A 23,757-nucleotide genomic window follows, 5' to 3' on the forward strand; every position below is an offset into this window, starting at 1 on the left:
ACCCAAGTGACCCCCAAGTGACCCGTGGACAAGGAGGTCCGGGATGAGCCACCTGGTGCGCTTCACCGACGGAACCGGCACGATCCGGGTCGGCCTGCTCACCGGTGAGCGGTTGCGGCCCCTCGCGGTGACGTCGATGAGTGACCTGCTGCGCCACACCGTGGCGGAGATCCGCGAACTCGCCGAGGCCGCCGGAGAGCCCGTGTCCCCGGCCGGGACGCGCCTGCTGCCGCCGCTGGACGGCCGGATGGAGGTGTGGGCCGCCGGGGTGACGTACCGGCGGTCCGAGGAGGCCCGCCGCGAGGAGAGCGCCGACGAGGACGTCTACGCGCGGGTGTACCGCGCGCAGCGGCCCGAGTTGTTCTTCAAGTCACCCGCATGGCGCGTGGTCACCGACGACGAGCCGATCGCCGTCCGCGTCGATTCCGCCAACAACGTGCCGGAGCCGGAACTCGGCCTGCTGCTGACCCGCACGGGGGAGATCGCCGGCTACCTCGTGGTCGACGACGTCAGCTCCCGCAGCATCGAAGGCGAGAACCCGTTGTACCTCCCGCAGGCCAAGATCTACACCGGTTCGTGCGCGGTCTCGGCGCGGGTGCGACCGGCGTGGGAGGTCCCGGACGCGCTGTCGCTCGAGATCCGCATGCGCATCCGGCGCGACGGTCACGAGGTGTTCGCCGGCGAAGCCGGCACCGCACAGCTCAACCGCGAACCGGCCGACCTGGTCGAGTACCTGTGGCGGGACAACGACTTCCCCGACGGCGCCGTACTTTCGACGGGCACGTCCGTCGTGCCGGGGCTCGACCAAGGGCTGCGGCCGGGAGACGTGGTCGACATCGAGATCGACGAGGTCGGATCGCTGCGCTCGCCCGTGGCGCTGGGCGTGGAGGAGGTGCGCCGGGTGCTCGCCACCCGCGACGGCCACGCGCGGTAGTCCCCATCCAGCCGAGCGGGGGCAGGCCCGCCGGATCGCCACCACGAGGTCGTCGAAGGTGCCTTGTCGGGCGACGGCCTCGAACTGCTGGCCGGCTGGGTCACCGCCGAGAAATGGCCCTTCACGCCTGCCCGGAGGCCAGCTCGATGACGGTGATGTCGGACGGCGCGCCCACCCGGACCGGCGGCCCCCACGCACCGGCGCCGCGGCTGACGTAGAGCTGGGTGTCGCCGTAGCGGTCGAGACCGGCGACGGTGGGGTTGGTCAGGCCGAACAGCAGGTTGCCGGGCCAGAGCTGCCCGCCGTGGGTGTGGCCGGACAGCTGCAGGTCCACGCCGTGGCGCACGGCCTCGTCGATGACGATCGGCTGGTGGGCCAGCAGCACGCTGGCGCGTGCGGGGTCGCGGTCGCCCAGCGCGCGGGCGAAGTCCGGGCCCTGGCCCTCGCTCTCGCCGCGGACGTCGTTGACGCCGGCCAGGTCGAAGCCGGGCAGCTCCGTCCGGGCGTTCTCCAGCGGGTGCAGGCCGAGGTCGCGGACCACGCCGACCCAGCGCCGGGCGTCGTGGAAGTACTCGTGGTTGCCGGTCACGAAGTAACTGCCGTGCCGGGCGCGCAGCTGGGCGAGCGGTGCCACCGCCGTGCTCAGATTTTCGACGCTGCCGTCGACCAGGTCCCCGACCACGGCGATCAGGTCGGGCTGGGTGCTGTTGATCGTGTCGACGACGTGCTGGGCGAAGTCGCGGCCCAGCAGCGGGCTGAGGTGGATGTCGCTGACCACCGCGATGCGGAAGCCGTGCGCACTGCGGGGGAGCTTCGCCAGGGGCACGGTGAGCCGCTTGATCTGGGGTCCGCGCAGCAGGCCGGCGGTGCCGTAGCCGACGGTGCCCAGCGCCACGGCCGCGGCGCTCCCACCCACCACGCGCGAGACGAAGACCCGACGCGCCAGCAACGCCGGTGCCGGGGCGTCGTCCGCCGGCGCCGGTGCGGCTCCGGTCCGCGGCGGCGCCGTGACCGGTTCAGCCCGCTTGACGTCACGCCGGGCCAGGGCCCGGAGCAGCAGGGGGCGCACGGCCTCCCCCGCCACCAGAGCAAGGACCACGTACAGGAACACGGCCAGCCACAGGAAGCCCGGCCAGTCGACGACGCCTTCCAGCCGGAAGGGGATTCCCGGCAGGTCGTCTCGGACAGCGAGCAGCGTCAGCCCCGGAAGGACCACGAGCGCGACGGTGCCGATCCGCCGCGGCGCCGAGCCGCGGGCGGTGGTGTCGCGCACGAGACGTCGCCACACGTACCAGTGCAGGCCCACGAAGACGGCGGCGATCAGCAGGAAGAGGACGATCATGCGGTGCCGGTCTCCTGTGGTGGGTCAGCGGGCGGGCAAACCGATGCGGCGCAGCCACTCCGCGATCGCGGGCTCCGCGTCGGCGACGTCCTCGCCGCGCGCGGCGAAGCCCTCCCCCGGCGTCGCGCCGGGACAAGAGGCAGCGTAGTCCCGCCGGTGGTTCCCAGCCCGCTCATCGCATAGGCGGGGGCGGATGAACGGTCTTGCCGGCGAAGCCGAACCCTTCGACGAACGTTGTCACGATCATGGGAGCCCGGCTGTAGGCAGCGCCGCGGACCTCACGCTTGCGATGCCGTTCAGTCCGTGGGCTCGAGGGCCGCTCGGAGGATCGCTCGCGCGGAACCGGCCAGGATCCCGGCGGCGCGTGCGCGGTCGAGCCCGCCGATGTCGGTGAGCCACACCAGCGACTCGATGCCGGTCGCGGACCGGATCGCGACGGCGGTTTCGCGGATGTCGACGTGCGGATGGGTTTCGGCCAGCGGCGCCAGCGCCTCCTCGATCCAGCGGATCGCCCGGCCGCCACGCAGGATCGGCTGAGCCGCTCCCGGCTCCAGGGACAGTCGCAGCTGCGCTCGCAGCTGCGGCTCCCAGCGCACCACGAAATCCAGGAACGAGCGCATGACCAGCTCGAGGCGCGGCTCCGCGTCGGCCGGCGCGTCGACCGGCAGCAACCCGACGCCGTCCTCGATTTCCGGATAGGCGGCGAGCAGCAGGGCGCGCTGGTTCGGGAAGTAGCGGTACGCCGTGGTCCGCGAGATGCCCGCGATGGCGGCGGCGTCCTCGACGGCCGGCGACTCTCCCGCCGCGAGCAACTCGTGCGCGGCCGCCACCAGCGCGGCCCGGGTCCGGCCTTTCTGCCGCCGACGGCCGGTGGACTCATATGGTACGTCCATGCCATCATGGTACTTCAGTGCCACAAGGAGGCAGTCATGGCCGACGACCCCACGGACACGAACCCCGAGCTGTATCGAGTCGCCTTCGAAAACGAACGGGTCCGGGTGCTCGAGTACCTCGACGGGCCAGGCGATCGGACCGCGCCGCACCGGCACCCGGACAGCGTGATGGTCACGCTCAGCTCGTTCCGGCGCCGGATCCGCGCCGGCGGCCGGGAAGTCGGCGTCGAGCTGCCGGCAGGCGCCGTCCGGTGGCTCGACGAACAGGAACATTCGGGCGAGAACGTGGGTGACACCCCGACGCACTCGGTGTTCATCGAGCTGAAGGAGCCTCGTCCCGACGGCTTCGTCCCGACCACCGCCTTGGGGCCCGCCGAACCATGAGGACGCACCTTCCGATCCGATGAGCGAAATCCACACCACACGATCGGATCGAGGTGACGTCCAGGACGTTCACGCGCTCATCACCGAGCGCCCGCAGGTGAACCTGCTCCACAAGCTCGTGTCGCGACGGCCGCACCTGCCCGAAGAGCCGTCGACCGAGCAGCTCGAAGCGTGGATCGCGCTGACCGACCTCGTCCAGGACAAGGACTTCCGGACGCGATGCAAGACTTCCACCACCGCGCCTTCAGCACCCAGCAGGGCAAGCTCATCACCACGCCGGACATGCCGGCCCGCGCCGAAACCCACCGCAAGCTCCTGCTCGAAGCGCGAGCAGCCCAGCAAGCCGGACTGGCCGCGGACTCCCCGCAGGCCCGGGAACTCGCCGAACGCGCGGCCGACCGCATCGCCGCCATGACCGGGAAGCAAAGCCGCGCGGTGGCCGGCCAAGTCGGCCGGCATGAAGCTACAGACCCGGACAAGGCCGCGGCACTCCCGCGAGTGGATCGCCGCAGCGCGCGTTGACAGAACATCACATGTCTCGGCAACCGAGAGCGAGCTAGTCGCATTGAACCCGTCGAATCAAGCGAAAAACTCACCGCTTTCGTAACATTCATCATATGACTGCTAGGATCTCAGGCAGTTCACTGCCCGAGGAGCACCATGGCGAGGTCCCTGACCGACGACGCGATCGACCGGATCCGGGAGTTCGTCCGGTCCGGGCGGTTCCCCGCGGGCTCCCGGCTGCCGGCCGAGCACGAACTGGCCACCGAACTCGGCATCTCCCGCAGCCCCACGCGGGAAGCCGTGAAGGCGCTGGAGCTGGCCCGGGTCCTCGAAGTCCGGCGTGGTGACGGCACGTACGTCACCAGCCTCGCGCCCAGCCTGCTGCTGGAGGGCCTGGGCACCGCGGTGTCGCTCATGGAAGGCAGCGTGCTCGAGCTGACCGAGGTGCGCCGCCTCCTGGAGCCCGCCGCGACCGGCGTCGCCGCCACCAGGATCACCGACGCCCAGCTCCGCACCGTCGCCGAACTGCTCGACGCGATGCAGGAGGCGGTCGAGGACGTCGAGCGCCTGACGGTGCTCGACGCCGCCTTCCATCGCGCGGTGGTCACCGCGTCGGGCAACGAGACCCTGACCGCGTTGCTGGACGGCATCTCCTCGCGCACGCTGCGGGCGAGGATCTGGCGCGGCACCGTCGACCGGGGCGTCACACACGTGACCCTGGCGCAGCACAAGGCGATCTACGACGCACTGGCCGGCCGTGACCCCGCCGTGGCCACCGCGGCCGCGCTGATGCACGTGGACACGTCCGAGCGCTGGCTGCGCGACCACCTGGCCGAGCTGCGGACCCTCGGCGAGCAGTAACGGGCTCAGCTCTGCCGCTTGCCGCTGGTGATCCGGGACATCACCAGCGCGACCAGGATGATCGTGCCGTTGAGCGCCCCGATCCACTGCGCGGGCACCCCGGCCAGCGTGAGCACGTTCTGGATCATGTACAGCAGCAGGATCCCCGTGAAGGCCCCGAAAAGCGTGCCGCGGCCACCGTTCAGGCTGACCCCGCCGATCACCGCCGCGGCGAAGACGGTGAAGATGTAGCCGTTGCCCTGCCCCGCCGCCACGGACGCGAGCCGGCCCGAGAGCAGCAGGCCGCCGAGCGCGGCCAGCACGCTCGCCCCGATCAGGACGATCCACACGACGCGGTCGGTCCGGATGCCCGCCGCCTTCGCCGCGTCTTCGTTGCCGCCGATCATGCAGCAGCACGCAGATCCAGATGGACGCCGGGATCCCGGCCCACAGCGTGGTGCCGAGGTAGAGCATCGCCTCGGGCATGCCGAAGAACGTCTGGCCGCCGGAGATCCCGGTCAGCAGGCCACGCAGCACGATCAGCATGCCGAGGGTGACCACGAACCCGCTCAGCCCGAACCGGACGATCAGCAGGGCGTTGAGCGCGCCCACCAGCACCCCGACCGCGAGCACCGCCGGCACCGCCGTCCACGCGGGCAGGAGGCCGAGCGAATGGCCGCCGTCGATCGTCAGCCAGGCCGCCACCCCGGGCGCCAGGCCGAACGTGGACTCCAGCGACAGGTCCATCTTGCCGACGACCAGGACCAGCGTCTGGGCCAGCACCAGCAGGGCGATCTCCGACATGGTCTGCAGGATGTTGATCACGTTGTCGTACTGGAGGAACACGGGGTTCACCAGCTGGCCGACCACGGCGATCGCGACGATCCCGGGTACCAGCGCGAAGTCGCGCACGCGGGCGAGGGCGATCCGCCGCGGCGGCCGGGCGGCAGCGGGCTCGGTCCGTGCCTCGGCCGCCACGGTGGCAGGGCTATCCGGCATCGAGGTCGACTCCTTCCATGGCGGCCACGACCTCGCGGTCCGGCCGGCCGGCGGGGATTTCGGTGGTGAGCCGGCCGCGGACCAGCACGAGCACGCGGTCGCAGAGGCGCAGGTCGTCCAGCTCGTCCGAGGCGATCACCACCGCGGTGCCCCCGGCGGCGGCTTCGGCCACCTTGCCGAGCAGGAACTCCTTCGACCGCACGTCCACTCCCGCGGTCGGGGTGATCAGCACGAGCACCCGCGGATCGCCGGCCAGCGCCCGGGCCATGACGACCTTCTGCTGGTTGCCGCCGGAGAGCGCCGACACCGCGAGCTCCGGACCGGGCGTCTTCACCTCCAGCCGGTCGATCAGCGCTCCGGCCAGCCGGTCACGCAGGGCGGCCCGGACGAAGATGCCGGGACCGAGCCGGTCCATGACCGACAGGGTGGTGTTGTCCGCGACCGACATCTCGGGCACGAGTCCCTGGTGGTGGCGGTCTTCCGGGACGAAGCCGAGCCCGGCGGCGAGTGCCGCCGGGACGTCGCCGGGGCGAGGACGGTGTTCCCCGACGAGGATGGTTCCCGAGCCGGCCGCCCGCAGCCCGGTCAGCGTTTCGGCGACCTCGGTCTTGCCGCTGCCGCCGGCCCCGGCCAGGCCGACGATCTCCCCCGGCGCGACGTCGAAGGAGACGTCCTCGTACGTGGGGGCGAGGCTCAGCCCGCGCACCCGGAGCACCGGCGGCACACCGAGCCGGGCCGAGGAAGGGCGTTCTTCGGCCACGACGGCGTTCTCCCCCGTCATCGCCGCGACGAGGCCGGCCTTCGGCAGTTCGGCGACGGGCGCGGTCAGGACGTGGCGGGCGTCGCGGAAGACCGTGACCGTGTCGCAGATCTCGTAGACCTCCTGCAGGTGGTGGCTGATGAACAGGAACGTCACGCCGTGGCGCTGCAGGTCGGCTATGTGCCCGAACAGCCGGGTGATGGCGCCGCCGTCCAGCTGCGCGGTCGGCTCGTCGAGGATGACGAACCGCGCGCCGAAGGACAGCGCTCGGGCGATCTCGACGAACTGCCGCTGCTCGACCCCGAGCTCACCCGCGGGCCGGCGGACGTCGACGTCGACCGACCAGCGTTCGAGCAGCTGGGTGGCCGCCCGGCGCACCGCGGACCAGCGGACGAATCCGCGCACCGTCTCCTGCCGGTTCAGGAACAGGTTCTCCGCCACCGACAGGTCGGGGATGATCGTCGAACGCTGGTACACGCAGGCGACCAGCGACCGCCAGGCGTCCCGATCGGACAGTCCCGGCGCGGGCTCGCCGTTCATCTTCAGCGAGCCGGAATCCGGCCCGGTCAGGCCGGTGAGGACGGAGACGAGCGTCGACTTGCCCGCGCCGTTGCGGCCGACGAGTGCGTGCGTCTGTCCCGGTAGGACGGTGAGGTCGGCGTGGTCCAGGGCGACGGTGGCGCCGTAGCGCTTGACCACCTGCCGCGCTTCGACGATCGGCACGGTACTCATGTCCACCTCCTCTCCGAAGCCGGTCACGGTCAGCTCTTGCTGTTGCCCCACAGGGACTTGTCGTCGACCTTGACGCTCGCGACCGGACCGAAGGTGGCACCGTCCGCGGTGACCAGGGGCGCGGCCAGCTGGTCCTCCATCAGGCCGTCGCGGACGGCCACGATGGTGCTGTCGTGGTCGGTTTTGCCCGGCACCGGCTTCTTGCCGGCGATCGCGTCCTTGACGTACTGCAGCGCGTACTTGGCGAACAGGTCGGCGGGCTGGGAGACGGTCGCGTCCATCTCACCGGCGCGGATCTTCGCGAGCTCCTCCGGGATCCCGTCGTTGGACACGATGAACACGTGCTTCGGGTCGGTCGCCGGCACGAGCAGACCGCGTTGCTTCAGCAGCTGCAACGTCCCCGCGAGAGCGAAGCTGGACTGCATGTAGACGCCCTTGATGTCCGGGTTCGCGGTCAGCCGGGTCTGGAGTTTCTGCGCCGCGGTGTTGGCGTCCCAGTTGGTGGCCTCACCGAAGACCGTGATCCCGGGGAAGTTCTGCTTCATGCAGTCGTTGAAGGCCTCAGTGCGGTCCCGGCCGTTGATCGACGCGAGGTCGCCCTGCAGCATTACGACCTTCCCCGCGCCGCCGAGCTTCGTGCCGAGGAACCGGCACGCCTTCTCGCCGTAGGCACGGTTGTCCGCCCGCACGACCATGTAGACCTCGCCCTGGTCGGGGCGGGTGTCGACGGACACGACCGGGATCTTCTTCCCGGCCAGCTGCTGCAGCGTCGGGATGATCGCCGCGGTGTCCTGCGGGGCCATGACGACGCCCTTGACGCCCTGGCTGATCATCGTCTGCACGTTGGCGGTCAGGGTGGCGACGTCGTTCTGCGAGTTCGTGGTCTTGAGCTCGAAGCCGTCCTGGCCGGCGAACTGGGGCACGTACTTGATGTAGGCGTTCCAGAAGTCGGTGTCCGAGCGAGGGTAGTCCACGCCGACGACGGTGCCGCCGGAGGCGTTGGTGCCCCCGCCGCTGCAGCCGGCGAGCAGGCCGGCGGCGACGACGACGGCCGAGCACAGGTAGCGGATCTTCATGACCTCTCCTCGTTGACAGGCTACGAAAACAATCGCGGGCCGGTGGTCACGCGACCACCACCGCCTCGGCGCGCCAGGCCGGACCGTCCGGATACCGGTAGCGCGCCACGGATTCGAGGTGCAGGCGGGCGCCGAGGCCCGGCCGGTCCGGCGCCAGGTACCGCCCCCGCTCGACCCGCACCGGGTCGACGAAGTGCTCGTGCAGGTGATCCACGTATTCGATGACCCGGTCGGCCCGGGTCCCGCTGACCGCGACGAAGTCGAACATCGCGAGGTGCTGCACCATCTCGCAGAGCCCGACCCCGCCGGCGTGCGGGCACACCGGCACGCCGAACTTCGCGGCCAGCAGGAGGATCGCGATGTTCTCGGTGACGCCGGCGACCCGGCTCGCGTCGAGCTGGAGGATGTCGATCGCCTCCGCCTGCAGCAATTGCTTGAACATCACCGCGTTGTGCGTGTGCTCCCCGGTGGCCACCTTGATCGGCGCCACCGCCCGGCGGATCGCGGCGTGGCCGAGCACGTCGTCGGGCGAGGTCGGCTCCTCGATCCAGTACGGGTCGAACTCCGCCAGCGGACGCATCCACGCGATGGCCTCCTCGACACCCCACACCTGGTTGGCGTCGACGGCGATCCGCACGTCCGGGCCGACGACCTCACGCGCCAGCCGCAGCCGCCGGACGTCCTCGTCGAGATCGGCCCCGACCTTGAGCTTGATCTGCGTGAACCCGTCCGCGACCGCCGCCGACGCGAGCGTCGCCAGCTTCTCCGGCGAGTAACCGAGCCAGCCTGGAGTGGTGGTGTAGGCCGGATAACCCGACGCGAGCAGTTCCGCCTGGCGAGCCGCCCGGCCCGGTTCCGCGCGACGGAGGATGTCCAGCGCCTCGTCGCGGGTAAGCGCTTCCTTCAGGTACCGGAAGTCGATCAGGTCGACCAGCTCCGCCGGCGGCAGCTCGGCGAGCAGCCGCCAGACCGGCTTGCCTTCCCGGCGGGCCCGCAGATCCCACACGGCGTTGACGATCGCGGCCGCGGCCATATGGATCGCGCCCTTGTCCGGGCCCAGCCACCGCAGCTGGCTGTCCCCGGTCAAGCGGCGCGAGAAGCCCCCGAGGTCGGCGAGGACTTCGTCCACCGGCATGCCCGCGACCAGGGGCACCAGCGCCCGGACGGCGGCGACCTGCACGTCGTTGCCGCGCCCGACGGTGAACGCGAGGCCGTACCCCTCCTCCCCCGCGCTCGTGCGGATCGTGACGTACGCGGCGGAGTAGTCGGGTTCCGGGTTCATCGCGTCCGAACCGTCGAGGTCCAGCGACGTCGGAAAGCGGACGTCGAGTGCCTCGATCGAGCTGATCACTTCGGGCAAGTCCGCCACCTCTCACCAACCGACCGGGAGACAACATACGTATGGCTACGCTTTCGTCGTCGAAAAGTCCAGAAGCGCGGTCGAATCCGCGAGAACCTAGTCGAGACATCATACGTCTGCTACCGTCGTCGCTGCCGCACCAAGAGAGACCGTCGTACGAAGCACTGCCGCTGCGATGAATGCGGGGTCACGATGAGAGCTGGAACCGGCACCACTTCCCGGAGGACCGCGCTCAGGTACCTGGGCGCGGGCGGCGCGACGGTCACCGCGAGCGCGCTGCTCGCGGCGTGCACCGGCGTCCAGGAAGCCCAGAACGGCGGCCACGCCGGCCCCTTCCCGGGCACGCCGGGGTGGCGGTTCGTGTTCGTCAACCACGTCACCACGAACTCCTTCTTCGTGCCGACGCGGACCGGGCTCGCCGACGCCGCGGCCCTGCTCGGGGTGCCGGAGCCACAATGGACCGGGTCGGAGAACGGCAACGTCGCCCAGATGGCGAGCGCCATGGAGACCGCGATCACCGGAAAGGCCGACGGGATCGCCGTCGCGCTGACCGACGACAACGCCTTCGTCGACTTGACCAAGCGGGCGCTGGGCCAGGGCATCCCGGTGATCGCCTACAACGCCAACGCCGCCGGCAACTACCCGCTCACCTACGTCGGCCAGGACCTGTACCTGTCGGGCTTCCGGATGGGACAGCGCATCGGGCAGAAGGTCACCTCAGGCGACATCCTGGTCGGCATCTCCCAGCCGGGCGGCAACAACGTCCAGCCGCGGCTCGACGGCATCACCGACGCGCTCAAGCAGTCCGCGCCGGGCGTGCGGGTCCAGTCGGTCAACACCGGGGCCGAGCAGGCGGGCGAACTGAACGCGATGACCGCCGCCTACACCGGGAACACCGGGGTCAAAGGGATCTACGCCGTCGACGCCGGCAGCACGGCCGCGTGCGCGAAGCTGATCGCCGACCGCGGCCTGGCCGGCAAGATCGGCGGCGGCGGGTTCGACCTGCTCGACGACACGGTCACCGGCGTCAAAGGCGGCGCGCTCGACTTCACCATCGACCAGTCCCCCTACCTGCAAGGGTTCCTGTCGGTCCTCTACCTCTACCTGTTCCGGCTGTCCGGCACGCTGGTCGCGCCGCCGGTCACCGACACCGGCCTCACGTTCGTCACCAAGGAGAACGTCGGCCCGTACGCGACGGCCCGCAGCAGGTTCGAAGGCGGCGACAACAAGGACGTGATCGCCATGCCGGGTGCGATCCCGTTGCCGCCGGCGTCGGTGCTGAGCCGGTAGCGGGGCGATACCGGTGAGGTCATTGCTGCTCGGCGTGATGCGGGTCAAGGAATTGAGCATCCTGCTGGTCACGATCGCCGCGGGGATCTACTTCACGGTGACCAGTGACGCGTTCAACTCCCTGGACAACTACCAGACGATCGCGCAGTACGTCGCGCCGTGGTCGATCATCGCCGCGGGGCAGGTGATGCTGCTGATCTGCGGGGAGATCGACCTGTCCGCGGGCTTCGTGTTCACCCTTTCCCCGTTCCTGCTGACGCTGTTCTCCGTCAACGGCTGGCCGCTGTGGCTCGCGCTGCTCGGCGCGATCGTGGTGAGCGCGCTGATCGGCGTGGTGAACGGGCTGATCCGGACCGTGCTGACGATCCCCTCGTTCATCACCACCCTCGGCATGGCGTTCCTGTTGCAGGGACTGGTTCTCATCATCTCGAACGCCCGTCCGGTCGGCGCGCCGAAGGACGGCTGGGTGGTCGAGGTGTTCGGCGGGGCGCGCTGGAGCGAGTTCCTGTGGGCCGTCGGTGTGGTCGTACTGATGCAGGTGGTGCTCTCGGCGACCCGGTTCGGCATCCACACCCAGGCCACCGGCGGGAATCCGGTCGGTGCCGCGGAGTCCGGCATCGCGGTCAACCGGGTGAAGGTGGTCAACTTCGCGGTCACCAGCACCCTGGCCGGGCTCGCCGGCATCCTGCAGGGCACCCGGGTCGGCTCGTACGACCCGACGAACGGCGGGTTCACCACGATGTTCTTCGCGGTGGCGGCGGCCGTGATCGGCGGCACGGCGCTGCTCGGCGGTTCCGGCACGGTGGTCGGCGCGTTCCTCGGCGCGCTGCTGCTCGGCATCGTGTTCGACGGGTTCAACCTCACCGGCGTCAGCGCGAACGCGTTCAACCTGGTGCTGGGCGCTGCCATCCTCGGCGCCATGGTGCTGAACGTGACGCTGATCGTCGCCCGCAACCGCGTCGGATCCCGGGAGCTGACATGACCGGCGAGGTCATCCGGATCGAGGGCGTCAGCAAGAGGTTCGGCCCGGTCGACGCGCTCACCGACGTCACCCTGCGCGTGCGGCGGGGCGAGATCCTCGGGCTCATCGGGGACAACGGTGCCGGCAAGTCGACGCTGATCAAGATCCTCACCGGCTACCACCAGCCGGACGGCGGGAAGATCCTGTTCGAGGGCGAACCGATCACGCTGAAGTCGGTGGTGCACGCGAGGTCGCTGGGCATCGAAACGGTCTTCCAGGACCTGGCGATGGTCAACGACCTGCCCGTCTACCTGAACCTGCACCTGAACCGCGAGCTGACCCATCGTCCGCTGCCGTTCCTGCGACGCCGCGAGATGAAGCGCCGCGCCCGGGAGACGCTGGATTCGATCGGCATCAACATCCCGTCGGTGACCGCGGAAGTGGGCATGCTCTCCGGCGGCCAGCGGCAGGCGATCGCGGTCGCCCGGTCGGTGTACTCGAACGCGAAGCTGCTGCTGCTCGACGAGCCGCTCGCCGCGATGGGCGCCAAGGAGAGCGCGGTGATCCTGCGCCTGCTGCGGGAGCTGAAGCAGCGAGGGGACATCGCGATCATCCTCATCGCCCACAACTACGGCCAGGTGATGGACGTCTGCGACCGGGTGAACCTGTTGCAGCACGGCGAGATCACCTTCGACCGGCGATCCGGCGACACGTCGGTGGCCGAGCTCCTCGAACTGGTGAACGCGGAGTACCGCCTCGGCGACGGGAACTAGCCGGGCCGGATCTGCCGCGCCTCGACCGGCGGCGCCGAAGTTCGAGGCGCCTGGGATCGCTCCCAGAAATGGGCACCCTAGCCGGGGAACCGCGACCGCGAAAGAGGCCGTTCCGGTGCCACCCGCTCAGGCGGCGCCTCAAGCCGAAGACTCGCGATCTTCCGGCACCGCAACGACTCCTCCCACCCGGACTACGGCGGACAGCCTTGCCGGTTCCGCCGAACCGCTTACGCCGGCCGTCGGTGCTTTACACAACCGATCCAGCTCCTTACCCTTCGTTCTGGAAGCGCTCCCAGATCCGAGGAGTCGGCGTGCGCACTTCAACGGTGAAGGCGATGTCCCGGGCGGTCGTCGCGCTGCTCGTATCCGGCCTGACCCTGGTGGTCCCGGGCACCTCCGCGGGCGCCGCCGCCGGGAAGTTCGACTACGGCGAGGCACTGCAGAAGGCCGTCTGGTTCTACGACGCTCAGCGCTCCGGTGCGCTCCCCGCCGGCAACCGGGTCTCCTGGCGCGGCCCGTCCGCCCTCGGCGACGGCAAGGACGTCGGCCTGGACCTCACCGGTGGATTCTACGACGCCGGCGACCACGTCAAGTTCGGGCTGCCGTTCGAGTCCAGCATGACCATGCTCGCCTGGGGCGCGCTGGAGAACCGCGCCGCCTACCGGAGTTCCGGCCAGTGGCAGCCCTTGCTGTCGAACCTGCGCTGGGGCGCCGACTGGCTGATCAAGGCGCACCCGCAGCCCGACGTGCTCTACGGCCAGGTCGGCAAGGGCGACGACGACCACAAGTGGTGGGGCCCGGCCGAGACGATGACCATGGCGCGGCCCGCCTACCGCATCGACGACTCCTGCCCCGGCTCGGACCTCGCCGGCGAGGCCGCCGCACAGCTGGCCGCCGGCTCGCTGGTGTTCCAAGCCGACGATCCGGCCTACGCGGCCACCCTGCTCACCCACGCGAAGCAGCTGTACTCGTTCGCCGACAACCACCGAGGCGCCTACTCGAACTGCATCACCGACGCCCAGAACTTCTACAAGTCCTGGAGCGGTTATCAGGACGAGCTGACGTGGGGCGCGATCTGGCTCTACAAAGCCACCGGCGACAGCGCCTACCTGACCAAGGCGCGCACGGAGTACGAGAAGCTGTCCACCGAACCACAGACCACCACCCGTTCCTACCGCTGGACGCTGGCCTGGGACGACAAGTCCTACGGCGCCTACGTCCTGCTCGCCCAGCTCACCGGCGACCCCGAGTACGTCGCCGACGCCAACCGCTGGCTGGACTGGTGGACCACCGGCGTCAACGGCCAGCGCGTGCCCTACTCCCCCGGCGGCCAGGCCTTGCTCGACCAGTGGGGCTCCCTGCGGTACGCGGCGAACACCGCGTTCGCGGCGCTCACCTACTCGGACTGGTTGCGGGCCAAGGATCCCACCCGCGCCGCCACGTACCACGACTTCGGCGTCCGGCAGATCGACTACGCACTCGGCGACAACCCACGCGGCGCGAGCTACGAAGTCGGGTTCGGCGTCAACCCGCCCCGCAACCCGCACCACCGCACCGCACACGGCTCCTGGGCCGACTCCATCACCGAGCCGGCGCAGAGCCGGCACACCCTCTACGGCGCGCTCGTCGGCGGTCCCAGCTCCGCCAACGACGCGTACACCGACGACCGCACCAACTACACGATGAACGAGGTGGCCCTCGACTACAACGCGGGCTTCACCAGCGCACTCGCCCGCCTCTACGCCGAGTACGGCGGCGCGCCCCTGGCGAGCTTCCCACCGGCGGAAACCCCGGACGGCCCGGAAATCCTCGCCCAAGGCGCGCTCAACCAGCCCGACGGCGGCGCGTTCACCGAAGTCAAGGCGTACGTGCTGAACAAGTCGGCCTGGCCGGCGCGCACGTTCACCGGCTCGCTGCGCTACTACTTCACGCTCGACGGCACCACCGCCCCCGGCCAGATCTCCGTCACCTCGGCGTACAACCAATGTGACGCGCCTGCCCTGCACCAGTTCTCCGGCCAGGTGTACTACGTCGAGGTGCCCTGCTCCGGCGGGGTCGCGCCCGGCGGCCAGTCCCGCTACCGCAAGGAAGTGCAGTTCCGGATCGCCGCCACCGGCACCTGGGACCCCGCCAACGACTGGTCGCACACCGGTCTCGCCCCCAGCGGAACCGCGCCCGCGGACGACGCGCGGCTGGTGCTCACGCAGGGCTCCGCGGTGGTGTGGGGAACCCAACCCGGCCAGTCCACAGGGGACACCACTGCGCCGTCCGCGCCCACGGAGGTCACCGCCACTCCCGGCAGCACCAGTGTCAGCCTCACCTGGACCGCCGCCACCGATGACGTCGGCGTCGCCGGGTACGACGTGCTGAATTCCGCCGGCGCGGTGGTCGGTAGCACCACGGGCACCGGTTACCGGGTCACCGGCCTCACCCCCGCCACCGCGTACACGTTCTCGGTACGCGCCCGGGACGCCGCCGGCAACCAGTCCGCGGCCGGCGGCCCGGTGTCGGTCACCACCACGACCGGCGGTGACACCGGCACCGGCGCGCTCGCCGTGCAGCAACGCTCCGGCAGCGGCGTGACCGACAACCAGATCCGCACCGGCCTGCAGATCGTCAACCGGGGCAGCACCCCGGTCGCCCTCAACGGCGTCACCGCGCGCTACTGGTTCACCGGCGACGCCACCAACCCGGGCTACCAGGTCTGGTGCGACTACGCGGTTGTCGGCTGCGGCAACGTCACGTTGCGCGTCCTGAAGCTCAGTACGCCGCGCCCGGGAGCCGACGCCTACATCGAGGTCGGCTTCAGCGGCGGCACCCTCGCCGCCGGCGCGAACACCGGCGAGCTCCAGGTCCGGCTCGCCAAGGCCGACTGGTCATCGTTCAACCAGGCCGACGACCACAGCTATCGCGCGGCGGCGTCGTTCACCGACCTCACCACCGTCTCCGCTTACCAGGCCGGAACTCTGACGTGGGGCACCGAACCCTGAGCCGGCGAGCCACCGCATCAGTGACCACCACCCGGCGAGGACGGCCAACGGGTCACCGTGGCGAGTCAGCGCGATCATCAACCTCGTTCTGGAACGTTCAACGCGGCCCCCAGCGCCGCGTCGAGGTGCGGGTAGGCGTAGACATAGCCGCCGTCGAGGGCCCGGCGGGGAACGGCGCGCTGGCCCGTGGTCACCATGTCCGCCATCTCGCCGAGGGCCGCCCTGAGCGCGAATCCGGGCATCGGCACCACGGCGGGGCGGTGCAGTGCCCGGCCCAGCGCCTTCGCGAACTCCCGCTGGGTGACCGGTTCGGGCGCCGTGCCGTTGTACGCGCCGCTCCACGACGCGTCGTCGACCGCCTTGACGTACAAGCCGGCGATGTCGTCGAGGTGGATCCACGGCACGGCGAACGCCCCTCCCGCGATCGGCCCGCCCAGGCCGGCACGGTAGGTCGCGAGCAGTGACTTCAGCGTCCCGCCCGACGCGTCGAGCACGACACCGGTCCGCATCCGCACGACCCGGACGCCGAACTCGGCCGCCCTGGCCGCTTCGCGCTCCCACTCGACGGAGACCCGGGCGAGGAACGTGTCACCCGGCGGTGCTTCCTCGGTCACCTCCTCATCGCCGCGTGGACCGTAGTAGGCGACGCCCGAGCTGGAGACGAGGGCCCGAGGCCGTTCCGATTCGGCGGTGGCACGCAGGCCTTCGACCAGGTTGCGGGTGCCGGACACGCGCGAGCGTCGGACGCGGTCCTTGACCTCGTCGGTCAGGCGCTGGCCGAGAGGTTCGCCCGCCAGGTGGATCACGGCGTCCCGGCCGGCGAGCGCGTCGACCGGGGCGGGCCCGGAGAGCGGGTCCCACCGCGCCACCGACGGGTCGGTGCTCGCGGAACGGGAAAGCACGGTCACCTCGTCGCCGCGCGCTCGCAGGCGGGCGACGAGCTTGCCGCCGATGAGTCCGGACGCGCCGGAGATGGTGATCTTCATGGTCCTGGATTCCTTGCGGCTGAGGGGAAAGTCAGATCCGCTCACGCGAGCGCCGTGAGAGCAGCGCGCGAAACGGTTGGGTGACGTGCAGGACGAATCCGCCGACGAGCAGTTGCCACAGCACGAAGGCGTACACGGCGGCCCGTTCCGGAATGCCCGGTGGAACCACACCTAACGTCGCCAACCACGTCAGGGCGGCAACGATCCCCGCGGCACCCAGCACGACACCCGCCACGCCGACGGCCCTGGGGATCCGCAGCCGGCGCCAGTGCCGGCTGATGACGATCGCCAGCGCGTTGCCGCCGAGGATCGCCATCGTCGCCCCCGTGTAGTGCAGCCACAGCGTGCCTTGCGCCACCGCATCGGGGGAACTGTGCGCGGCTCCGGTCAACACGAAGCCCACCGTGGTTGCCGCGCCGATGCCGAGCACCACGGCTCGCGTCCGGCCCTCGACCACCCGGCCGACCAGCAGCACGGCGCAGGCCAGCAGCAGTCCCTGGGCGACGAACCCCCAGTTCATCAGTGCGTGCAACGGAGAACAGACGATCCGCCCGTCGTACGCGGCACAGTGCGGGTTTCCCAGGTCGCTGACGTAGTTCGCGCTGTAGCTGTAGGCCGGTGTCGACCAGGCGCGGGCGGTGACGGTCTCGCTGATCGCATACACCAGCGCGCCGAGCACGAGGGCGATGGCGAAACCGGCCGGCGCCGCTGACATCCCGGTCCGCGGCCGGGTGCCGACGGGCTGGTTCTCCATGGTCGATTGTCCTTCCGGTACCGGGGTTCGCAGGCTTCGGCTAGGGAACGAGGACGATCTTTCCCAGGATCGTCCGGCCGGAGGACTCGGAGAGTTCCATGGCCGCCGCCACTTCGGTGAGCGGGTAGCGGGCGGCGATCTTCGCGGTGAGCACCCCATCACGCAGAAGCCCGAAGACGTGGGTGAGGTCGGTGCGGATCCGGGCGCGGAACGCCTCCCGCTTCGCCGAGCCGGGCTTGCCCGCACCCGACCACACGTCGAAGAAGCTCGCGTGCTTGCGGGTGGGAAGGTAGTTCCAGAACGTCAGTTTCGTCAGCACGTGCAGGAAGCTGAGCAGCACCGGAGTGCGGTCGTCGAGCTTGCTCGCGATGCTGTAGCAGATGAGGGTTCCGGTGCTGGTGAGCAACCGGTAGGACCGGGAGATGCTCGCCCCGCCGAGGTGGTCGAACACGGCGTCCACGCCGTCGGGGGCGAGTTCCCGGACCCGGGCGGCGACGTCGGGATCCCGGTAGTCGACCGGCTGAACACCCAGTTCACGCAGGGCCTCGTGCTGGCGGGGGCTCGCCGTGCCGATCACCCGAGCGCCCGCGTGGCGGGCGAGCTGGGCCAGCAGCGTGCCGACGCCACCCGCGACGCCCAGCACGAGCACGGTCTGCCCGGCCTTCACTTTCGCGACGTGGTGCAGCATCTGGTAGGCGGTCAGCCCGTTGACCGTCACCGTCTCCGCCTCGTCCGGGCTCACGCCCTCGGGCACCGCCACCAGGTCGGCGGCGGGCAGCACGACGGCCGTCGCCCAGGCACCGGTCTTGGTCAGCGCGGCGAACCGCCGGCCGATCAGGGCGCGGTCCACGCCCGGGCCGACCGACTCGACGACGCCGACGAGGTCGTAACCGGGCACGAAGGGGAACGCGGGCTGGCCGTAGTAGCGGCCGCGGCGCATCGCGCTCTCGGCGAAGGAAACAGCGGTCGACTCGACGCGCACCAGGGCCTGACCGGCTGCCGGCGCCGGCAGCGAGCGCCGGAGCACCCGGAACCCGGACGGTTCGACCTTGCCCGGCAGCACCACCTCGGTGGCGGTCACGGTGGCCCCGGTGGGGAGGTTCGTCTCGGTCATGGCTGACTCCTGAAGTTAGCGCGACGCTCAGTCACTCTGTTAATGGTCGTAACTATGCATCGCCGTGTCATACTGCGTCAACTCATAGCGCGAAAGAAGGTGCTGCACGATGCCCGAGCAGGAGCCGACCCGGCGCGAGCGATACCGGCGCCAGACCGTGGCCGAGATCAAGTCCGCCGCGATGGGCCAGCTGCGCGAAGGCGGCGCGGAAACGGTGTCGCTCAACGCGATCGCGCGGAGCATGGCGATGTCCGCGCCCGCGCTGTACCGCTACTTCGCCGGCCGCGACGAGCTGCTGGCCGACCTGGCGGTCGATATCCACCTGGCGCTTGCCGGCGCCCTCGAAGCCGCCGCCGCCCGGGAGACGTCCGCCTCGGCGCGGGTCGGCGCGGTCGCCAACACCTACCGGGACTGGGCTCTGGCCCAGCCCCACGCCTACCACCTGGCCTACGAGACCACCTACGGCTCGGCCCGCGATCAGGCCGCCGACCGCATCGCGTCAGCCGCGCAGCGGTGCATGGACGTGTTCCTGGGCGTCGTGGCCGAAGCCGGCGAGCCAGCCGCCCCCTCGCTCCCGGCCGCGCTGGAGCAGCAGATCCGGCGGTGGAACGGCGGCGACGGCCGGCGCCACCTCCCCAGTGGGGTGCTGCACTTCGGGCTGGTCTGGTGGAGCCGGCTGCACGGCCTGATCAGCCTCGAACTGGGCGGGCATCTGACCGCCACCGGCATCGACGCCGCGGTGCTCTACCGGACCGAGGTCGAGGCGATGCTGGACAGCCTGCGCCACCGCGTGACTCCCCGTAGCAGAGTGACGTCGCCTTCGACATCGCGACGGTCCATTACGATGCGACGATGACCGACCAGCCGCCAGCGATGAACCGGCGTGAACGGCTCCGGGCCCAGACGTTCCGGGAGATCGAGGACTCGTCGTTCGCGATCATCGACGCCGAGGGCGTGCACGCGCTGTCCATCGCGGCCCTCGCCCGCAGCATGGCGATGTCCGCACCGGCGGTCTACCGCTACTTCCCCTCTCGGGACGCGCTGATCGCGCACCTGGTCACCCTGTCCTACCAGCAGCTCGCCACCGCGATGAGCCAAGCCTCCGAGGGCGCCAGGCGAGCACCACGCACGCGAGTACGGCTCCTGGTCGCCGCCTACCGCGACTGGGCACTGCGCCACCGGCGGCGCTACGGAATGCTCTTCGCCGAGCGCGCCGGCGACGGGCCCGGGCAGGCACCCGCACAAACCCCACTGGACCAGGCGATGGGCTTGCTCGTCGACCTGCTGGTGGCCATCCAGGACACCGCACCGGCCGGCGGCACCACCGGCGACCGCACCCTCGACGGGCAGCTGCGGCAATGGGCACAGGCCCAGGCGCGGCCGGCCACCGCACCCCGCGCGGCGACCGCCGCCATCGTGATCTGGACCCGGGTCCACGGGATTGTCAGCCTCGAGCTCACCGGGATCTTCGACAACCGCACCATCGAGGCCCAGCGGTTGATCGACCTGGAGATCGACAACGCCATTCACTTCCTGACGGCCACCTGAGGTTTGTGCGGGTAGGCATCGGACACGTGCGCCGGTCACCGGCGCGGACCGGGATCGTGGGCGACGCGGTGCACTCCCCAGCCTCCGCAGTTTTGAGGAACGATCGTTCTTGACTGATCGTTCCTCAAAAGTCTATCGTCGTGGCATGGGCAGACGGAGGGCGTTCGACGAGGACGAGGTGGTGCGCGCCGCCGTGGGATTGTTCGGTGGCCGCGCGTACGACGGGGTGTCGATCGACGACCTCGTCGCCCACCTCGGCCTGCACCGCAACAGCCTGTACAAGACGTTCGGCAGCAAGCGCGGCCTTTACCTGGTCGCGCTGCGCCGCCACCTCGCCGACGACGTCCGTCCCGTGGTCGACGCGCTCACCGCGGCACCGGATGCCGCGACCGCGCTGCGGCTCGTCACGTCGGCCGACCTCGGTCTGCTGCTGCTGGCGGTGGTCGAACGGGCACCGGCCGACGAGGAGGTGGCCACCGAGGTGGCCGCGGCGCTGGCCGCCATCGACCAGGCGATCGCCGACGCACTCGACATTTCCGCAGACCTGGCCGCCGCCCTCACGGCCGCCGCACTGGGCATCCTCCTGCGCGGCAACCCCGACGGTGTCGGCGCCGCGCTCACCCAACGCTTCGATCCTCCCGACTGACAAGGAAACAGCCATGGCACAGGTCCACATCGACGGCGCCGACCTCGTTGTCGTCATCGAAGGTCTCGACAAGCTCTGGGCCTTCAAGAGCAGCCTGACCATCCCGCTGGCCAACGTCCGCGGCGCGACCGCGGACCCCGGCATCGCCGCCGACCCCAAGGGGATCCGCGCGCCGGGTGCCCACGTACCCGGCGTGATCACGGCGGGCACGTTCCACCTCGACGGCGAGAAAGTCTTCTGGGACGTCAAGGATGCGTCGAAGGCCGTCGTGATCGAACTCGCCGACGAGCGCTACGCCCGCCTGGTCCTCCAGGTCGAGAACCCGCGCGAGACCGTCACGCTGGTCGAGAACGCCCTGCGCTGAAAGAAGGTGGGCCGATGTTCTCCCACCTCGCCACGGTCGTGATGGCGCGGTCCGTCGTGACCGCCACCCCGGTCGAGGCGCGGTTGCTCGCCGCGCACGAGTGGCAACAGCCTATTGAGCGTGGTGTTAGCCGCTGGCGTGATCGGCGCTATGCACCTGACTTTCACCGGGTCCAGCCTCGGCCTGTTCCCGGTGAAGGTGCCGTTCTCGTGGAGCGTCGCTTGGTGCGGAGTGTTGGTGGTTGTGTGCTGGCTGTGGTCGCTGATAGTGGACGTGACGGCCCGCCAGTGGTCCTGGGCATCGTCCAGGGCTTCCGTCCCCATCCCCGCGGCAGTCGAGGCGGCGCTGCTGACGGTGGTGTTGGCACCCTTACCGGCTTCCCGAATCGACCTGCAGATCATCGAGTCCACGACATCCTCCGCCCCTCTGCCGCACCTACTCGATCTCCGCGGCGCCGAACCGACGCTGGTGGTCGTCCTTGTCGCCGCCGTGATTCTCCCGGTGGCCGGAAGACTGGCTCCGGCGCTTGCCACTCCGCCCGCCAATCCGGACCGTTGCGCCGCCCCCATCTCCGACAGCGACAAGCTCTACCTCATCGACCACCTCCGCAAATACGGCGGCACCATCCGGGAATCTCAACGCGACGGCACCACCTACCTTGAAGTCAGCGCATCCCCGCCCGGAAACGGTGGGGCTCTCGCGGAGCAGGCCCTCAGCCGGCCCGGCGTAGATACCGTCGAGTCAAAGCCGTGACCGCGGCAGGCTTTCGGCCGGCACGAACGGCTTCCGGCCGAGCACCGTCACCGACGACTCAGGTGATACTCCCCGCACACCGCCTCAGCGGGAGCCCGGATCAAGGCCGCAGCCGTCGAACAGGGCGTGGGCCCGCAGGCCAACTTGCGGCCGACGGTCTGGCAGATGTGCAGGGCGTCGTCGGCGATCCGGAAGGCCGAGCCTGCGGCGAGCCGTTGCCCGGCACCAGCCTCGGCATCGAGACCGTTCCAGACCGGTTCGGCGATGGCGTCGACAGCACTTCGGTTCGAGAACTGCCCGAGGTGATCACGTCCCGCGCGGACCGGCTGCCAGACCAGGCGAAGGAGCGATGGGCGGTATCCCCGGACAACCCGAAGCGCGCTCGCAGCGGCCGTAGGTTCGACCTTGCCACCGACAGCCACAACACCTACACGACTGAAACGCGCGCCGCGTGCTCGACCAGAACACCTCCCTCCGGGGAATCGCACCCGGGTCAGCCGACAGTCGGCCCGTCGGTGTCCTGCTCGTCGGCGGTCGCTTCCTCGACGATCTCCGCGATGTGGATCGTGTCGTCGTCCGGATCGAGGTCGGCATCCTTCGTGGTCACGGTGACATCGACCGTCTCCAGGTGGTGTTTCTCGCGCAGGAACCGCTCGCGGTAAAGATGCTCGGCGTCCTCGGTGAGGTTGTGCAGCACCGCGCGTTGAGCCCGGCGCCGATCGCGATGCCCAGGACCGGCACCGCCTGCCCGAGCTTCTGCTTCGTCAGCCGCACCGCGAATCGCTCGTAGAACGCTTTGACGATCCGCGTGACACCGTTCCTGTTCAGCTGCTCCCACGTCGCCCTTCGGGCGAGGTCGTTCACGAGCTTGTTCAACTGGACGTACGCGACGCTCTTGCTGGTCTGCTGGGCCATCCCGAAGCTGAGAACGCCGAGCGCGAACACCCGCTCCTGCGGCAACTCGGTGTCGTAGCCGTAGTACGCGGCGGTGTGGGCGATCGCCCTCGTCATCGCACCCAGCACCAACACGGCGTCAGCCGCGATCGCCGCGGCGACCGTGCCCACACCGGGCGCCGCACCGGCACCCACCCCGACGACACCACCGGCTGTGGTGAGCAGTTCACCGCCGGAAACCGCCAGGCCGGCGCCCGCACCCTCGACCGCGCTGAAAGCCGTGTAGCGCAGCCCCAGACGAGGCTTGGCCTTGTCGACATCGCCCAGGTCCAGTTTGTGGATGTCGCTCAGCTCGCTGACCGCGTGCCCGCGCTTGGCATAGGCCGCGACGACCGCCTTGCGTCGCAGCGTCGCTTCGCTGGCCTTGTTCACCAACTTCAGCAATCCTTCGATCGAATTGCCGACGACCGAGGTCAGCTGCTCCGCGCCGGGCACTTGCTCGAGCCGTCCCTTGGCGACCTGGCCACCCTTGACCAGGCGATCACGAACGCCCTGCGGCAGCAGACGGCGCTCGTTGACCGCCAACCGCTCCTCACGCCAGCGCTCGATGTCCTGCCACGCCGCACGCTCGTACGGGCTCATCTGCTCGACACCCACGGCCACCCCCTCGATGCGAAGACCGCTCCGCCTGCTGCGGCGAACTCATGGGGCATGGTAAGCGGTTCCGGTGCCGACAGCGCCGAGCAGTCACGACAATGCTGTCGTCCCCGGCCTCGCGCTGCTGCGACACAACGGCTCCTTCGCGGCACACGTGACCTGGACGTCAGTGCTGCATGTCACCTTCACGGCGGAGGCCCGGG

The 23,757-nt window shown here is 70.2% G+C and carries 22 protein-coding genes and 1 pseudogene; 13 read left to right on the forward strand and 10 right to left on the reverse strand.

What is annotated here, in order from left to right; genetic code table 11:
* Nucleotides 1–43 precede the first annotated feature (43 nt).
* The gene (locus OHS18_RS17435; RefSeq protein ID WP_328617752.1) at nt 44–934 is read left to right on the forward strand and encodes a fumarylacetoacetate hydrolase family protein; all 891 of its coding nucleotides are present in this window, start codon (nt 44–46) and stop codon (nt 932–934) included.
* 121 nt (nt 935–1,055) lie between these two features.
* Here the strand turns inward: OHS18_RS17435 and OHS18_RS17440 are convergent, their stop codons facing one another.
* Entirely contained in the window at nt 1,056–2,276 is a 1,221-nt protein-coding gene (locus OHS18_RS17440; protein ID WP_328617753.1) for a metallophosphoesterase, read from the reverse strand.
* Between the two features lie 296 nt (nt 2,277–2,572).
* Nucleotides 2,573–3,169: a TetR/AcrR family transcriptional regulator gene (locus tag OHS18_RS17445; protein WP_328617754.1), complete on the reverse strand. Its 597-nt coding sequence runs from the start codon at nt 3,167–3,169 to the stop codon at nt 2,573–2,575.
* A gap of 36 nt (nt 3,170–3,205) precedes the next feature.
* On the opposite strand from OHS18_RS17445, the gene OHS18_RS17450 reads away from it, so the two are divergent.
* The 3 genes from OHS18_RS17450 to OHS18_RS17460 all read left to right on the forward strand — a co-directional run bounded on the left by OHS18_RS17450 (nt 3,206) and on the right by OHS18_RS17460 (nt 4,918).
* A complete protein-coding gene (locus OHS18_RS17450; protein WP_328617755.1) occupies nt 3,206–3,553 on the forward strand; it encodes a cytoplasmic protein in 348 nt (115 codons plus the stop codon).
* Nucleotides 3,554–3,772: 219 nt separating this feature from the next.
* Nucleotides 3,773–4,075 (forward strand): hypothetical protein, encoded by a 303-nt coding sequence (locus OHS18_RS17455; RefSeq protein WP_328617756.1) that lies wholly within the window; start codon nt 3,773–3,775, stop codon nt 4,073–4,075.
* A gap of 138 nt (nt 4,076–4,213) precedes the next feature.
* Entirely contained in the window at nt 4,214–4,918 is a 705-nt protein-coding gene (locus OHS18_RS17460) for a FadR/GntR family transcriptional regulator (RefSeq protein ID WP_328451303.1), read from the forward strand.
* Nucleotides 4,919–4,923: 5 nt separating this feature from the next.
* Here OHS18_RS17460 and OHS18_RS17465 read toward each other — a convergent pair.
* From OHS18_RS17465 to OHS18_RS17480, 4 genes and pseudogenes are all read right to left on the reverse strand, one after another.
* A pseudogene (locus OHS18_RS17465) lies at nt 4,924–5,896 on the reverse strand (ABC transporter permease).
* Entirely contained in the window at nt 5,886–7,388 is a 1,503-nt protein-coding gene (locus OHS18_RS17470) for a sugar ABC transporter ATP-binding protein (RefSeq protein WP_328617757.1), read from the reverse strand. Before OHS18_RS17470 ends, OHS18_RS17465 begins: the two are co-directional and overlap by 11 nt.
* A gap of 29 nt (nt 7,389–7,417) precedes the next feature.
* Nucleotides 7,418–8,464 carry a sugar ABC transporter substrate-binding protein gene (locus OHS18_RS17475; protein ID WP_328617758.1) on the reverse strand — a complete coding sequence of 349 codons (1,047 nt, stop codon included), beginning with the start codon at nt 8,462–8,464 and terminating at the stop codon, nt 7,418–7,420.
* 46 nt (nt 8,465–8,510) lie between these two features.
* Nucleotides 8,511–9,833, reverse strand: a complete 1,323-nt coding sequence (locus tag OHS18_RS17480) for an enolase C-terminal domain-like protein (RefSeq protein ID WP_442875386.1) — start codon at nt 9,831–9,833, stop codon at nt 8,511–8,513.
* A gap of 183 nt (nt 9,834–10,016) precedes the next feature.
* Between OHS18_RS17480 and OHS18_RS17485 the strand changes: the two genes are divergently transcribed.
* The 4 genes from OHS18_RS17485 (at nt 10,017) to OHS18_RS17500 (ending at nt 15,838) form a co-directional block, all read left to right on the forward strand.
* The gene (locus OHS18_RS17485) at nt 10,017–11,114 is read left to right on the forward strand and encodes a substrate-binding domain-containing protein (RefSeq protein ID WP_328617760.1); all 1,098 of its coding nucleotides are present in this window, start codon (nt 10,017–10,019) and stop codon (nt 11,112–11,114) included.
* Nucleotides 11,115–11,127: 13 nt separating this feature from the next.
* On the forward strand, nt 11,128–12,096 hold the full coding sequence (locus OHS18_RS17490; RefSeq protein WP_328451291.1) for an ABC transporter permease: 969 nt from the start codon (nt 11,128–11,130) through the stop codon (nt 12,094–12,096).
* Nucleotides 12,093–12,848, forward strand: coding sequence for an ATP-binding cassette domain-containing protein (locus OHS18_RS17495; protein ID WP_328617761.1), 756 nt, complete (start codon nt 12,093–12,095; stop codon nt 12,846–12,848). Before OHS18_RS17490 ends, OHS18_RS17495 begins: the two co-directional genes overlap by 4 nt.
* A gap of 311 nt (nt 12,849–13,159) precedes the next feature.
* Nucleotides 13,160–15,838 carry a glycoside hydrolase family 9 protein gene (locus OHS18_RS17500; protein ID WP_328617762.1) on the forward strand — a complete coding sequence of 893 codons (2,679 nt, stop codon included), beginning with the start codon at nt 13,160–13,162 and terminating at the stop codon, nt 15,836–15,838.
* A 77-nt stretch (nt 15,839–15,915) separates the two neighbouring features.
* On the opposite strand, the gene OHS18_RS17505 is transcribed toward OHS18_RS17500, so the two are convergent.
* From OHS18_RS17505 to OHS18_RS17515, 3 genes are read right to left on the reverse strand one after another with little or no spacing between them, the layout of a single operon-like run.
* The gene (locus tag OHS18_RS17505; protein ID WP_328617763.1) at nt 15,916–16,824 is read right to left on the reverse strand and encodes a TIGR01777 family oxidoreductase; all 909 of its coding nucleotides are present in this window, start codon (nt 16,822–16,824) and stop codon (nt 15,916–15,918) included.
* A gap of 31 nt (nt 16,825–16,855) precedes the next feature.
* Nucleotides 16,856–17,578, reverse strand: a complete 723-nt coding sequence (locus OHS18_RS17510; protein ID WP_328617764.1) for a DUF998 domain-containing protein — start codon at nt 17,576–17,578, stop codon at nt 16,856–16,858.
* A 40-nt stretch (nt 17,579–17,618) separates the two neighbouring features.
* Nucleotides 17,619–18,692 carry a medium chain dehydrogenase/reductase family protein gene (locus OHS18_RS17515; protein ID WP_328617765.1) on the reverse strand — a complete coding sequence of 358 codons (1,074 nt, stop codon included), beginning with the start codon at nt 18,690–18,692 and terminating at the stop codon, nt 17,619–17,621.
* Between the two features lie 109 nt (nt 18,693–18,801).
* Here OHS18_RS17515 and OHS18_RS17520 point away from each other — a divergent pair, with 109 nt between their 5' ends.
* From OHS18_RS17520 to OHS18_RS17540, 5 genes are all read left to right on the forward strand, one after another.
* Complete coding sequence (locus tag OHS18_RS17520) at nt 18,802–19,548, forward strand: TetR/AcrR family transcriptional regulator (RefSeq protein WP_328617766.1); 747 nt, start codon at nt 18,802–18,804, stop codon at nt 19,546–19,548.
* A complete protein-coding gene (locus tag OHS18_RS17525; protein ID WP_328451277.1) occupies nt 19,545–20,240 on the forward strand; it encodes a TetR/AcrR family transcriptional regulator in 696 nt (231 codons plus the stop codon). The genes OHS18_RS17520 and OHS18_RS17525 overlap by 4 nt, the downstream gene beginning before the upstream one ends.
* 145 nt (nt 20,241–20,385) lie before the next feature.
* Entirely contained in the window at nt 20,386–20,886 is a 501-nt protein-coding gene (locus OHS18_RS17530) for a TetR/AcrR family transcriptional regulator (RefSeq protein WP_328617767.1), read from the forward strand.
* 13 nt (nt 20,887–20,899) lie between these two features.
* Nucleotides 20,900–21,250 carry a hypothetical protein gene (locus OHS18_RS17535; protein WP_328617768.1) on the forward strand — a complete coding sequence of 117 codons (351 nt, stop codon included), beginning with the start codon at nt 20,900–20,902 and terminating at the stop codon, nt 21,248–21,250.
* A gap of 114 nt (nt 21,251–21,364) precedes the next feature.
* Nucleotides 21,365–22,003 carry a hypothetical protein gene (locus OHS18_RS17540; protein ID WP_328617769.1) on the forward strand — a complete coding sequence of 213 codons (639 nt, stop codon included), beginning with the start codon at nt 21,365–21,367 and terminating at the stop codon, nt 22,001–22,003.
* A 603-nt stretch (nt 22,004–22,606) separates the two neighbouring features.
* On the opposite strand, the gene OHS18_RS17545 is transcribed toward OHS18_RS17540, so the two are convergent.
* Complete coding sequence (locus OHS18_RS17545; RefSeq protein WP_328617770.1) at nt 22,607–23,554, reverse strand: EcsC family protein; 948 nt, start codon at nt 23,552–23,554, stop codon at nt 22,607–22,609.
* Nucleotides 23,555–23,757 lie beyond the last annotated feature (203 nt).

It is taken from the genome of Amycolatopsis sp. NBC_00355 (assembly GCF_036104975.1).
In the GTDB taxonomy this organism is placed as follows: Bacteria; Actinomycetota; Actinomycetes; order Mycobacteriales; family Pseudonocardiaceae; genus Amycolatopsis.

Excerpts from the sequence above, each read along its gene's own strand:
- OHS18_RS17435 (WP_328617752.1), top strand. The coding sequence starts at position 44 with ATGAGCCACCTGGTGCGCTTCACCGACGGAACCGGCACGATCCGGGTC.
- OHS18_RS17440 (WP_328617753.1), bottom strand. The coding sequence starts at position 2,276 with ATGATCGTCCTCTTCCTGCTGATCGCCGCCGTCTTCGTGGGCCTGCAC.
- OHS18_RS17445 (WP_328617754.1), bottom strand. The coding sequence starts at position 3,169 with ATGGACGTACCATATGAGTCCACCGGCCGTCGGCGGCAGAAAGGCCGG.
- OHS18_RS17450 (WP_328617755.1), top strand. The coding sequence starts at position 3,206 with ATGGCCGACGACCCCACGGACACGAACCCCGAGCTGTATCGAGTCGCC.
- OHS18_RS17455 (WP_328617756.1), top strand. The coding sequence starts at position 3,773 with ATGCAAGACTTCCACCACCGCGCCTTCAGCACCCAGCAGGGCAAGCTC.
- OHS18_RS17460 (WP_328451303.1), top strand. The coding sequence starts at position 4,214 with ATGGCGAGGTCCCTGACCGACGACGCGATCGACCGGATCCGGGAGTTC.
- OHS18_RS17470 (WP_328617757.1), bottom strand. The coding sequence starts at position 7,388 with ATGAGTACCGTGCCGATCGTCGAAGCGCGGCAGGTGGTCAAGCGCTAC.
- OHS18_RS17475 (WP_328617758.1), bottom strand. The coding sequence starts at position 8,464 with ATGAAGATCCGCTACCTGTGCTCGGCCGTCGTCGTCGCCGCCGGCCTG.
- OHS18_RS17485 (WP_328617760.1), top strand. The coding sequence starts at position 10,017 with ATGAGAGCTGGAACCGGCACCACTTCCCGGAGGACCGCGCTCAGGTAC.
- OHS18_RS17495 (WP_328617761.1), top strand. The coding sequence starts at position 12,093 with ATGACCGGCGAGGTCATCCGGATCGAGGGCGTCAGCAAGAGGTTCGGC.
- OHS18_RS17505 (WP_328617763.1), bottom strand. The coding sequence starts at position 16,824 with ATGAAGATCACCATCTCCGGCGCGTCCGGACTCATCGGCGGCAAGCTC.
- OHS18_RS17510 (WP_328617764.1), bottom strand. The coding sequence starts at position 17,578 with ATGGAGAACCAGCCCGTCGGCACCCGGCCGCGGACCGGGATGTCAGCG.
- OHS18_RS17515 (WP_328617765.1), bottom strand. The coding sequence starts at position 18,692 with ATGACCGAGACGAACCTCCCCACCGGGGCCACCGTGACCGCCACCGAG.
- OHS18_RS17520 (WP_328617766.1), top strand. The coding sequence starts at position 18,802 with ATGCCCGAGCAGGAGCCGACCCGGCGCGAGCGATACCGGCGCCAGACC.
- OHS18_RS17525 (WP_328451277.1), top strand. The coding sequence starts at position 19,545 with ATGACCGACCAGCCGCCAGCGATGAACCGGCGTGAACGGCTCCGGGCC.
- OHS18_RS17530 (WP_328617767.1), top strand. The coding sequence starts at position 20,386 with ATGGGCAGACGGAGGGCGTTCGACGAGGACGAGGTGGTGCGCGCCGCC.
- OHS18_RS17535 (WP_328617768.1), top strand. The coding sequence starts at position 20,900 with ATGGCACAGGTCCACATCGACGGCGCCGACCTCGTTGTCGTCATCGAA.